Below are 12,399 nucleotides of genomic sequence, written 5' to 3' on the forward strand. Positions count from 1 at the left end.
AGCAGGGCATGCGACGAAGGGGCGGCGGCCGCGTCGCCTCCGACCGCCCACCCGTCACCAGCATGGAAGGGGAAGCACGTCACTCCTCACACGGCGTTCGCCTCGCTCGCAGCGATCTGCAGGGCGAGCAGCTTGGAGTAGAAGCGCCCGTTGTCGATGCCCAGAGAGATCATGAACCACAGGCCGTCGACGCCGGACGGGCGGAAGAGCCTGCCGTACTCGCGGTCCTCACCCACCGTGGCGAAGTCGCCCAGCTGGCCGGCGACCTCCTCGCCGAGCACCTCGCGCGCGGCAGTGGTCGGGCCGCGGTAACCGACGGCCATGATGACCAGGTCCGCCGGCACGGTGCTGCCGTCCTCGAGCACGACGCCCTCGGAGTTGAAGCCGATGACGCTGCCGTGCTGCAGCTTGATGGTGCCGTCCGCGATCATCTCGGACGCCCCGGCGTTGTAGTAGTACCCAGTGGCGTTCTGCCCGAAGATCAGCCCGAGGACGCCCTGGCCGTTCGGACCGTCGCTGAGCTTGAACCCGGCTGCAGACAGTCGTTCCAGCAGATCCTCGTCCATGGCCTTCGCCGCCGCGACCTGACCGGGCCCGAACCGCGGGAGTTCCCCGAAGGGGGTGGCGGCGTTGATCAGATCGGCTTCGTCGGCGGTGTAGGTGCCGGCGACGTGGTTCGCGTGCATCACCGCGTGGAAGGTTGAGGTGTTCATCACGTAGGTGGGAGAACGTTGGATCATGGTGACGTCGATGCCGTGCTCAGCGAGGTCCTGCGCCAGGTCGTGCCCGCTGACGCCAGAGCCGACGACGACGGCGCGCTTGTCGACCCAAGGCTTGTGACCGCGGTAGTCCACAGCGTGCATCACAGTGCCGGTGAAGTCTTCGCGCCCGGGCAGCTGGGGCATCGCCGGCTCACCGTTCATCCCCGTCGCGAAGACCAGGTGCTTGACATTCAAGGACCGCTCCGAGCCGTCCGGACGCACGACGTCCAGGGACCAACGGCCCTGTGCCTCGTCGTAGTGCACGTTGCTGGCGGTCGTCCCCGTCCACACGGGCAGGTCCAGCAGTGTGGCGTAGCACTCGAGGAAGTCAGCCAGCTTGTCCTTGGGAGTGAAGCGGGTCCACGTCGAAGGGAAAGGAACGTACGGCAGCTGGTCCGAGACGATGGGTGTGTGAAGGGCCAGGGTGCTGTAGCGCTTGCGCCAGTTGTCACCCACCCGCTCGTTGCGCTCGATGATGAGCGAAGGGACACCCAAGGACCGCAGGCGTGCCGCCAGCATCAGCCCGTTGTGCCCGGCGCCGAGGATGACCACTGCTGGGTCCTCGCGCGTGAACTCGTGATCGAGCTGCTCAGCCCAGCCGACGCGGTCGGGGATGGGACCGTGCGTGCGACCGTCGGGGCGACGCTCACCCACGCGCTCGGGGTGCGTGTCCAAGGAGGACAGCGCCAGCGCGAGCGCGGACGCGCTCCACACACCGTCGAGATCCTCGACGAGCCTGACATAGCCCTCGCCGGCGCCCCGAGCGGTCCTAAACTGCAGGAAGGCGTCGAGCGTCCTGAGCCCTCCCACCTGGCCGGGGAAAAGTTGCGATCCCTCGCGCAGGGCGAGCGAATCCACGGCTGAGGTGTCGCCGGTGAAGAAGAAGCTGCTCAGCTCGTCCTGGCCTACGGCATTGCGGAAGTCCCAGCCACTGGCGAGGAGGTCGCGCGCGGTCGCATCGTCCTGGAAGAGATCGGTGACGGCGGCCCCGTGACGAGCGGACACCGCCGACTTGAACGCCTGCAGCCAGTGCGCCAGGACGTCGTGATCGTCCCAAGTGCTCGCAGACGCTGTCGGATGAATCTGGGTGGCGGTGTCAATCATGACTTTCCTCCTCGTCGGGGACGGTGGATCTTCAGGAGCATCAGCGGGCCGAGGTGATCGAATCGCTCTACGCTGCCGTTCTTCAGGGGGTTCGATACAGGCTGTCCCGTGCGCCCGGCGCGAACCGTCCCACTTTGGGACGCGCGCCGGTGGGCCTGTGCGGAAGCGGGTCGAGAGCACCCCGGGAGCGTCGGAGGCGGCCGAGGACACGGCCGGCTCTCTCACGCGGGCTTCATTGAGCCGTGTACCCGCCGTCGATGAGCAGGTCCGCCCCGGTGACGTAGCTCGCTTCGTCGGACGCCAGGTAGAGCACTCCGTAGCTCACCTCGATGGGCTGAGCAGCGCGCTTCATCGGAGTGGCCTCGCTGAACTCACGGTTCGACTCCTCACCCTCCTCGACGGCCATGTTCGTCATCACCAGGCCGGGAGAGACGGAGTTGACGCGAATCCCGCGTGCGGCGTATTCCATGGCGGCCGCCCGGGTCATCATCTTCACCGCCCCTTTGGACGCCTGGTAGGAGAAACCACCGGGATTACCCACCGTACCGTTGATGGAACAGGTGTTGATGATCGCGCCGCCGCCGGTGCGCTCAATGACCGGAGCGGTGACCTTGATGCCGAGGAAGACGCCCTGCTGGTTGATCGCCGTCATCTTGGTCCAAGCTTCAAGCGGCTCGTCCGCCACCGACTTCATGGTCCCGACGATGCCCGCGTTGTTGATCAGGACGTCGATGCGACCCCAACGCCGCTCGGCCTCGGCGACGACCGCCGCCCACCCTTCCTCCGAGGCGACATCGAGGTGGAGGTAGTGCGCGTCGTACCCCTCGGCCCGCAGCTGCGCCGCCACCTGCTCGCCCAGCTCGTCCAGGACGTCGGTCAGCAGAACCCGCGCCCCTTCCTGGGCGAACAGGCGAGCATGAGACTCGCCCTGGCCCCGGGCGGCACCGGTGACGATGGTGACCTTGTCCTGAACGCGGCCCACTTCAGCTCCAAACGTCGACGCTTCGACGCCGGGAGCGGCGCCGCCCAGCGAGGCTAGAGGTCCATGCCGCACCTGTATGTACCAGAATTGGACACTGGCGGGGTCCCGGACGGGCCAGCGTCACCATCACCGTCATCGGCAAGGGTGAGGTGACGGGCGAGGCATGAGCGTACGACTGCAGGGCAAGGTGGCGATCGCAACGGGCGCGGACCGTGGCAGGGGTAGCCGCGGTCCGCCCGCCGGTGTGCTACGGCGCCCAGGTAGTGCCAGCAGACATCGACGTCAGGGGAGTGCGTCGCCTGCACGCCATGCTCAACTACGCCGGCTACCTGCGCGCAACTCCCCTGCTCGAGCCCAACGAGGAAGGCCTCGACCGCATCATCGACACCAACCTCGGTGGCGTCTTCTTCGGCTGCCAGGCAGCCGCGCCGGCGCTGCAGCGCAGTGGGGCGGAGCCATCGTCGATTGGGGGTCGGTGAACTCGTCGGTGGCCGAACCGGACGTCGCGCCCTACTCCGCGACCAAGGGGACGTCGTGATCATCACCAAGATCGTCGCCGTCGATCGTGCTGAGCACAACATGGGCGCCAACTGACCGGGTTCGGGGGGCAAGACCCCGATGGTGGCAGGCCTCTCCGACGCGGCCTTCTTGCGCCACATCGACGCCCAGCGAGCTACCGGCTCTTGAGCGTGATCGCCGCCGAGGAGGTGGCCGAGGTTGCGGTGTTCTTGGTCTCGGATGAGTCGCGCAAGGTGACCGGTTCAGCCGTCATGGTCGTCGCCGAGTGCACGGTGCTGTGATTCGGACCGGGGGGAGATGTCTCGCAATAGGACAGTCCGGGCGTGAGGAGGTTCCTAGCCTCTAGGTCATGGTGATCACATCTGTCGGTGACCGGGCCGAATCGTCAGACCGTCACATCCGTCGCAACACGGCCGGTCGCCCCATGATGCCCGGCGGCTACGGCCGTTCGGCCTACCACGTCGGCGCAGCGCCGACCTACGCGGTGCGCGGTGAGGGCTGGCGCCTGTGGGACGACACCGGCCGGGAGCTCATCGACGCCAACGGCAACTTCACCACGCTCATCCACGGCAACGCCCATCCCGAGATCGTCGAGGCGGCACACCGGGCGATGCAGCGAGGCTCTGCGTGGGGCATCCCCAACCTGGCTGAGTGGGACCTGGCCGAAGCGGTGCTCCAGCGCCTGCCGGGGCTCGGTCAGGTCCGCTTCACCAACTCCGGCACTGAGGCGGTCATGTCCGCCGTCCGCTTGGCACGCGCTGTCACCGGTCGCGATGGTGTGGTCATGACCAAGGACGGCTACCACGGGTCCTCCGACGTCGCACTCCTGGCGAGTGGCCCGTCCAAGGGCGTGCCCAAGGCCATGGGCGACGACGTCACCCTGGTACCGCTCAACGACCTCACCGCCCTGCGAGAAGCCTTCACGCAGCGCCCGGCCTCCCACGCCGCAATCATCCTCGACCTCCTGCCCAACAAGGCTGGGCTGGTCGAGGTCGCGCCCCAGTTCGTCGCCGAGGCCAGGACTCTGGCCAGTGAGCACGGCACCTTGCTGGTTATCGACGAGGTGATCAGCTTCCGATTGGGCGAGCATGGACTGAGCGGCGCCTACGGCGTCGTCCCCGACCTGCTGACCGCGGGCAAGCTGATCGGTGGAGGGTTGCCGATCGGGGCCCTGGCCGGCCGGGACGAGTACATGGAGCCGCTGGACCCCTGGGTGCCCGGCGGCATCGTCCACTCGGGAACCTTCTCGGGCAACCCGGTCAGCTCGGCGGCAGGCTCCGCCGCTCTGCGCCTGCTGACCGCCTCGCAGATCGACCGCCTCAACGCCTTGGGTGATGCAGCGCGCACGCAAGCCAATGAGCAGCTGCAGCCCTGTGGGTGGGAGGTGCGTGGCCGGGGATCGCTGCTCCGCCCGTTCCCAGCCGGGGCGCGCAAGGTCGCCGAAGCGACCCAGCACGAGCTGTGGTGGGCGGCCTACGAGCGCGGAGTGGTGCTGTCTTCGGCGAACCTGGCGGCGTTGTCCACGCCGATGGACACCGCCGTGGTCACCGACATCACCGAGCGCCTCGTGGACGCCGTCAAGGCGGTCGCGGAGGTGACCGGCTGATGCGTCTGGTCACCTACCGCTCGGCGGACACTTGGCGCGCCGGGGCCGTCGTGGACGGCTGGATCATCGATGTCGACCAGGCGCTCGCGGCCGCCGACCTCGGCGCCCTGGGCCCCGACCCTTCGATCCGCCAGCTGCTGAGGCAGCACGGCACCCACCTGCCGGAGGTGGCTGCCGCCGTCACCGATGGGGCAAGGCCCGGCGTTACGCGCCGACCGGTCACCGAGGCCGTGTTCGGCCCTCCGGTCCTCGACCCCGACAAGGTGCTGTGCGTGGGGCTGAACTACGCCGACCACGTCGCTGAGACCGGCCGTGCCCTGCCTCAGCATCCCGACGTCTTCGTCAAGTTCGCCACGAGCCTGATCGGCCCTCAGACGCCCATCGGCGGCCTGCAGGTGACCTCCCAGCTCGACTTCGAGGGGGAGCTGGCCGTGGTCATCGGCCGTCAGACGAGCGGAATCTCCTCCGAGGAGGCCCTGGAGCACGTCGCGGGAGCGATGGTCTTGAACGACGTCACCGCCCGTGACCTGCAGTACCGCGGCACGCAGTGGACGATGGGCAAGGCGGTCGACCGGTCCACCCCTACCGGACCGGAGCTGGTGACCCTCGACGAGGTCGGCGACCTCCAGCAGCTGGACATCGCCACCCGCGTCAACGGCGTGGTGATGCAGAGCTCGAACACCCGCCACATGATCTTCAGCGTCGCCCACATCATCGCCTACATCGCGCAGACCATCACCCTCATGCCGGGCGACATCATCGCCACCGGCACTCCGGACGGCATCGGTGCCAAGCGCAAGCCGCCGCAGTGGCTGAGCGCTGGAGACGTGGTCGAGGTGGACGTGCAGCAGGTGGGGACGCTCTGCAGCGTCGTCGCGGGTGACCTGGACGTGCGTGCGTCCCAGGATGGGACAGTCGGCGCGGCCGATGCTTCCTAGCGTCGTGAGCAGACCCCTCGTGACCATCGTCTCGAGGGCTGAAGGCCTCACCGACACCTAGGAGACTTCCCGACATGGCAATGGACACCCAGACTGAGACTCAGGTGGCCTTCTCAGCCGCGGTCGCGCAGCAGCGTGCCGCTGACTACCCGACCGTCCCTCACGTCGTCGACGGCCACGAGCTGTTCGTCGGGGAGCTGCTGCGCCGTGAAGACCCCAGCTACCCCGACCAGACCATCAGTGCCTGCCACGACGCACCCGCGGAGCTGGTGACCAAGGCGATCGCCGCCAGCCGCCGAGCGCAGCGTGCCTGGCGGCGGACGCCGGTGGCCGAGCGCATCGAGCACGTCCGCCGAGCGATCCCCTTCGTGGAGGCGCGCCTCGAGGAGTGGGCGGTGCGTGTCGCCCTCGAGATCGGCAAGCCCTACGCAGGCGCACGCGGTGAGGGGGCCGAGGTGCTGGAGATTTTGCGCTTCTACACCCAGTACGCGGCTGAGCCCGAAGCCTTCGAAGACCGTCGTGCCGACGACCCGTCGGGAGCGGCCAACGACTCGGTGCTCAAGCCCTACGGCGTCTTCGGGGTCATCACCCCGTTCAACTACCCGATCGTGCAAGCCGCGGGGCCGACGGTCGCCGCCCTGCTGGCCGGCAACGGCGTTGTGATCAAGACCGCCCACCACGGACCGTGGTCGGGTCACGCGGTCTACGAGCTGTGTGAGGCGATGGACCTGCCCACCGGCCTGGTCAACGTCATCCACGGTGCCGATGAGCCCGGCCGCGCTCTGGCCGCCTCGGACGTGGACGGCATCAGCTTCACGGGCTCGGTCCCGGTGGGTCAGTCCATCGTGCGCACCTTCGCCAACGGCGCCTACTACCGGCCGGTGATCGCCGAGATGGGCGGTAAGAACCCGGTCGTGGTCACCGACTCGGCCGACCTGGAGGTCGCCGCCGACGGCATCGTCTTCTCGGCCTTTGACCTCAGCGGTCAGAAGTGCAGCGCCCTGTCGCGCGTACTGGTCACCCCCGGCGCCCACGACCGCCTCGTCGAGCTCGTCGAGGCTCGGGTGCGCGAGCTGAAGGTGGCAGACCCCGCCGTCAACGGCGCTGCCAGCGGCCCGGTCGTCTCCGCGGAGTCCGCGGCCCGTTACGAACGACTCCTGGAGGGGGCGCGCTCGGAGGGCTTCCGCATCACCACCGGCACCGCCCAGGAGGGGGAGGGCTACTTCGTTCCGGCCACCGTGGTCTCCGGCGTACCGGCTGGGCACGACCTGGCCAACGTTGAGCACTTCCTACCGCTGCTGACCATCAGCGAAGTTCCCACCTTCGACGAGGCCCTGCGCGTGGCGAACGCGACGGACATGGGCTTGACCGCGGGGGTGTACACCGGTGAGGTCGAGCAGGCTCGACAGTTCCTCGACGAGATCGAGGCCGGCTGCGTCGACGTGAACGTGCCCGGGCACGCCACCACTGGGTGGTGGCCGGGCCCACAGACCTTCGGCGGCTGGAAGGGCAGCGGGACCACGGGCAAGCAGACGCTGGGCAAGTGGTACTTCCAGCAGTTCGCGCGCCAGCAGGCCCGTAAGCTGTCCGCTGATCTCGAGCACCTTCTGACGTACTGACGTTTTGACGTGCTGATGCGCTGAGGGCCAGCGGGTAGGAGGCGGCGGTGAACTCTCTGGTGCCGGGCGGTCACACCGACATCATCGTGCCGGGTGCGGGCGAGCTGTCGAACAGACGCGTCCACGCCCTGCGTGATCAGTTCCTGAGTGATCCCGAGGGCACGGACCTCAGCGCGCTGCGACCGGTCATCGCCAGGTCTTGGCGGCGCAGTCTGGCGTGCAACGTCAACGCGGCCGGCTCCTTCCTGCAACCCTTCGCCCCCCACGCCGACGAGCAGTTGCTGCTTGCGGCCGAACCGGTACTGGGCGAGCTGGAACGTCTCTGCGCTGACGCGGGCGGCTCGGTCGTGCTCACCGACGCCGACGGCACGGTGGCGGTCTTCCGGGGCAGCGCCGCCGAGCTGCGGCGTGCGGAGCGTCTCTTCCCCACCGTCGGAGGCGGCATGGCGGAGGACCTGATCGGCACCAACTCCGACGGCACCGCGTTGGAGGAGGGCGAGGCAGTCCAGGTCTGGGGAGCGGAGCACTTCAACGAAGCGCTCCAGAGCAGCTACTGCACCTCCGTGCCGATCCGCGACCCCATCCGGCGCTCGATCCGCGGCGTACTCGCGATCATGCTCCCCGAGCACGTCGCCCGGTCGGTGAGCTCCCAGTCGATGCTGCTCCTGGTCAACGGCGCCGCCACTGAGATCGCCCGCCGTCTCGCCGACCGGCTCTCGGCCCGTGAGCAAGCGCTTATGGCCGCGTACATGCGCGAGGTGCGCAAGCGGGGAGCCGACGCAGTGGTGGCGATGGACGACCGGATGACCATCGCGAGCCGGAAAGCGTTGAGCATGCTCGACCAGAGCGACTTCGCCGTCCTCGCCGCACTCGCCCGCGAGGCCGAAGCCAGCGAGAGCCCCATCCAGAGGAGCGTGACCGTCAGTGCAGGTCAGGAAGTCACGCTCCAGGTCAGACCGATGAGCTTCGGCGAGCTCGGCGCCTGTGCGGCGGCGGTCATGCGCGTGCAGCTGCCTACCGCCGCCGCCCCCACCTCGCTCACCGTCAAGCCTACGTCACGCTCAGCTCACTTCGACGGCTTTGTCGGCGCGACTCGAGGTCTTCGGCGTGCGCTGGACGCCGCAGCAGCGGCTGCCAGCCGGCGGATGCCGGCCTACGTCGTGGGCGAGCAGGGAGCCGGCAAGCTGCACCTCGCGAAGGCCATCGCGGCACAGCTGGCCGCGGAGGTCGAACTCGTCGACTTCCGCGCCACCGCTCGGGACTCATCGACGGTCAGCGATCTCGACGACGCACTCGAGCGAGGTGCGGCAGTGGTGTTGCACCACGTCGAGCGCTGCGCTCCCGAGTACCGCGAGGAGCTGGTCGCGCTCCTGGGCCTCCTGGAGCAACCGCAGATCGTCATCACCTTCAACGCCATCAGTGATCACGTTTTGCCGATCGTGTCGGCACTGCGGGGAATGGAGGTGACGTTGCCGCCGCTGCGTGAGCGGCGTGAAGACATCACTGCACTGGCGGAGCACTTCCTGCGGCAACGACGCGCTCCGGCGATCCGGCTGTCGGCGAAGCTCCGCAGCGCTCTGGTCGCGGCGGACTGGCCCGGCAACGTCCGCCAGTTGCGCGAGGCAGTCGCCTCCATGGCCTTGGACCGGCCCGGCGAGGAGGCTCGCCTGGCCGACCTGTCGGAGGTCCACCTGCGGTCACTGGCGACGTCCCCCCTGACGCGTTTGGAGGAGGCCGAGCTACAGCAGATCCGGCTCGCCCTGGTCGAGGCGAACGGCAACCGGCTGCGCGCGGCTAGCCTCTTGGGCATCGGTCGCTCGACGCTCTACCGCAAGATCGAGTCGTACGAGGGCCGAGGCTTCGACCTCGAGCTGGGCTGAGTGACTCTGCGCGCGGCTGCCGCCGGCGGCCAGGAGGACAAGCGCGGAGGGACGGCGATCGATCAGCCCCCGGCCGTTGCCCGCCTGGGGGCCGCACCGAGCGCGGCTGCGCACCTGTGCCGCGCGAACGGTGCTGGTGGCCCACCGTGCGATGAGCGCCGACGGACTACGCACATGACTCAAACTGACACAGTTCGGCAAAGCCCTCAAGCCCGAGCTTGTGCACTCAAGCGCGGGTCTGCACCGCTCCCGCCGACCCTGGCCCAACACGGCCGAGCAGGCATGTGTCGCCACGCGCTCCGCAACGGTCCCCGCCCGGCTCACGAAGGGAAGAACGATCGATGTCAGCCAAAGAGGTCCAGCTTCCCGACCGACCCGACCCCGCCGGGGAGGCCCCCGAGTCGGGAGGATCCACCTTCCACCTGCGCGGACGCATGGGCACTGTGGGCCTGCTGTTCACGGTCCTCGCCTTCACCGCACCCCTGGGCGTGGTCTACGGATTCGTGTCCGTGAACATCTCCTTCGGCATCGCCGTACCGGCCGCGTTCATCTTGGTGGCGATCATCGTCGGGCTGTTCGCGCTCGGGTTCACCGCCATGACGAAGGCCGTTCCGCGGCCCGGGGCGTTCTACACGTACATCCGTGAGGGCTTGGGTCGCCCCTTGGGCCTGGGCGGATCGTTCCTGGCGCTGGTGACCTACGGCTTCAACATCACCTCAGCGCTGGTCGTCTCCGGCATCGCCGTGAACAACCTCCTGGACGCCTTCGGCAACGGCATCAACACACCCTGGTGGATGTGGAGCCTCCTCCTGCTCGTCATCGCCGGCGGCCTGAGCTACTTCAACGTCGAGCTCTCGGCGAAAGTCCTCTCGGTCATCCTCGTCGTCGAGGTGGCGCTGGTGGCCGTCTTCGACATCCGCCTGATTGGCAGCGGGGGCGTCGAAGGCCAGTCGCTGGCCGCCTGGAACCCCGCTGACTTGATCACCCCCTCCATCGGCGTCCTGCTGCTGTTCAGCATCGGCGTCTTCAACGGCTTCGAGGCCACGGCCATCTACCGAGACGAGGTGCGTCGGCCTGAAGTCACCATCCCTCGCGCGACCTACCTCGCCGTCGGATTCCTGGGAGTCTTCTACGCCCTGTCGGCCTACGCCCTGATCCTGTCCGTGGGTGCCTCGCGCGCTGTAGAGGTCGCCGGGCAAGACCCGACCGCCTTGATGCCGAACGCCCTGCTGACCTACTTCGGCGTCTTCGCCAACCAGGTCGTCGCCATCCTGCTGGTCACCAGCTTCTTCGCCTCGATGCTGTCGCTGCAGAACATCCTGTCGCGCTACACCCACTCGCTTGCCGTGGACGGCATCTTCCCGCGAGCCATCGCCAGCGTGCACCCGCGTCACGGCTCCCCGCACCGCGCCGCGATGACGGTCTTCGCCCTCCTGTTTGCAGTCCTGGTGGTGCTCGTGCTCTTCGGTGGCGACGCCAACGCCCTGTACGCAGCAGCCGGTGGTGTGGCCTTCTACGGCATGCTGCTCCTGTTGACCTTGACCGGCATCGCCATCATCGTCTACTTCCGACGCAACAACACCGGCGCCTCGACCTGGCGCACGCTGATCGCCCCCGCCATCGCCCTGGTGGGCATCGGCTTCGCCCTGCTGACGGCCACTTTCAACATGGATTTGCTCGTGGTCGGCTCGCCGCTGCTGCTGTTGCTCCTGCTGCTGATCCCCTACGCCTCGCTGATCATCGGGATCGTCTACGCGGTCATCCTGCGGCGGCGACGCGCGGAGACCTACACCCGCATCGGGCGTGCCATCGAGTGATCTCCATCGGGCGCACGAGCGGCGCCCGCGGGGCACCATCCACCTGCAATCCCTCAGGAGAGTCATGTCCGGCAGCCCCACGAGCGGCACGCTGCTCATCGCGCCCCACCAGTTCCCCGATGTCGAGCGCGAGCTAAGACTGGCCGCTGATCACGGTCTGGACGTCGTTGTCGCCGCGGACCAGGCAGCGTTCAGCACGGCGATGCCCACAGCGACTGTGGTGATGGTTACGCCATATGCCCGAGTCGGGAAGAACGAGATCGACGCGATGCGGCAGTGCAAGGGCATTGTGCGCTACGGCATCGGCTACGACAACATCGATGTCGCAGCGGCCACACAGGCGAGAGTGCCCATCTCCATCGTTCCGGACGCCTCTACTGAAGAAGTCGCCTCGCACGCCTTCGCCATGGGTCTGGCGCTCATCCGGCGCATCCCTGCCGGGCAGGCCTCCGTCGCGGCGGGTACCTGGGCGAGTGCGGTCGCAGCGGACCTTCCCGTGCTCAGCGACCTCACCGTGGGCGTCGTTGGTATGGGACGCATCGGGCGGATGGTGGCGCAATGGTGGGCCGCAGTGGGAGCCAGGGTCGTGGGGTACGACCCCATCGCTCATGTGAACGGCATCCAGGCTGTGACATTGGCAGATCTGCTGAGCGGATCCGATGTCATCTCTCTTCACGTGCCGATGACCCCGGAGACCAAGCACATGATCTCCTCGGGAACGATTGCCGAGATGAAGGACCGCCCGGTCATCGTCAATGTTTCCCGAGGTGGCTTGATCGATGAGCAGGCGCTGGCCGCAGCCCTGGTCAGCGGACGAGTGGCCGGCGCGGCGTTGGATGTGTTCGAAGCCGAGCCGCTGCCCCGGGACAACCCGCTGCGCCAGGCACCCAACGCCATCTTGACGCCCCACGCGGCCTGGAAGTCGCGCTCGTCCCTGGCTGCCCTGCAAGCCGGCGCCGTTGATCGCGCACGCGCTCTGTTGGACGGGCGTCGGCCCATGGACCTCGTCACCGCCTGAATACCGTCCCGGGCCAGCTGCCCGACAGGCCGGCCATCGGACGGCTGGATCCGCCGATCCCCACGGCAGGTCGCCTCGCACAGTCGGCGGGGCTGGGCCAGCGGGTGCTCGCCCAGCGTTGCGATGTCTCCGACAGGGGCCAAGTCGCCGTTCTC

Annotated in this window: 9 protein-coding genes; 7 read left to right on the forward strand and 2 right to left on the reverse strand. The window is 68.2% G+C overall.

The window, feature by feature from the left end:
* Positions 1 to 86 precede the first annotated feature (86 nt).
* The gene (locus ACRYMY_RS03270) at positions 87 to 1,865 is read right to left on the reverse strand and encodes a flavin-containing monooxygenase (protein ID WP_432545839.1); all 1,779 of its coding nucleotides are present in this window, start codon (positions 1,863 to 1,865) and stop codon (positions 87 to 89) included.
* A gap of 232 nt (positions 1,866 to 2,097) precedes the next feature.
* A complete protein-coding gene (locus ACRYMY_RS03275) occupies positions 2,098 to 2,847 on the reverse strand; it encodes an SDR family NAD(P)-dependent oxidoreductase (protein ID WP_432545840.1) in 750 nt (249 codons plus the stop codon).
* Positions 2,848 to 3,137: 290 nt separating this feature from the next.
* Between ACRYMY_RS03275 and ACRYMY_RS03280 the strand changes: the two genes are divergently transcribed.
* From ACRYMY_RS03280 to ACRYMY_RS03310, 7 genes are all read left to right on the forward strand, one after another.
* Positions 3,138 to 3,326 carry an SDR family oxidoreductase gene (locus tag ACRYMY_RS03280; RefSeq protein WP_432545897.1) on the forward strand — a complete coding sequence of 63 codons (189 nt, stop codon included), beginning with the start codon at positions 3,138 to 3,140 and terminating at the stop codon, positions 3,324 to 3,326.
* Between the two features lie 389 nt (positions 3,327 to 3,715).
* Positions 3,716 to 4,972, forward strand: coding sequence for an aspartate aminotransferase family protein (locus ACRYMY_RS03285; RefSeq protein ID WP_432545841.1), 1,257 nt, complete (start codon positions 3,716 to 3,718; stop codon positions 4,970 to 4,972).
* Positions 4,972 to 5,910 carry a fumarylacetoacetate hydrolase family protein gene (locus ACRYMY_RS03290; RefSeq protein ID WP_432545842.1) on the forward strand — a complete coding sequence of 313 codons (939 nt, stop codon included), beginning with the start codon at positions 4,972 to 4,974 and terminating at the stop codon, positions 5,908 to 5,910. The genes ACRYMY_RS03285 and ACRYMY_RS03290 overlap by 1 nt, the downstream gene beginning before the upstream one ends.
* 74 nt (positions 5,911 to 5,984) lie before the next feature.
* Entirely contained in the window at positions 5,985 to 7,529 is a 1,545-nt protein-coding gene (locus ACRYMY_RS03295) for an aldehyde dehydrogenase family protein (protein WP_432545843.1), read from the forward strand.
* 47 nt (positions 7,530 to 7,576) lie between these two features.
* Complete coding sequence (locus ACRYMY_RS03300) at positions 7,577 to 9,409, forward strand: sigma-54-dependent Fis family transcriptional regulator (protein ID WP_432545844.1); 1,833 nt, start codon at positions 7,577 to 7,579, stop codon at positions 9,407 to 9,409.
* Positions 9,410 to 9,852: 443 nt separating this feature from the next.
* Entirely contained in the window at positions 9,853 to 11,226 is a 1,374-nt protein-coding gene (locus tag ACRYMY_RS03305; RefSeq protein ID WP_432545845.1) for an APC family permease, read from the forward strand.
* A gap of 64 nt (positions 11,227 to 11,290) precedes the next feature.
* On the forward strand, positions 11,291 to 12,244 hold the full coding sequence (locus ACRYMY_RS03310; protein WP_432545846.1) for a C-terminal binding protein: 954 nt from the start codon (positions 11,291 to 11,293) through the stop codon (positions 12,242 to 12,244).
* The last annotated feature ends 155 nt before the right edge of the window (positions 12,245 to 12,399 follow it).

The organism is Kineococcus haloalkalitolerans, from assembly GCF_050871905.1.
Lineage (GTDB): Bacteria > Actinomycetota > Actinomycetes > Actinomycetales > Kineococcaceae > Kineococcus.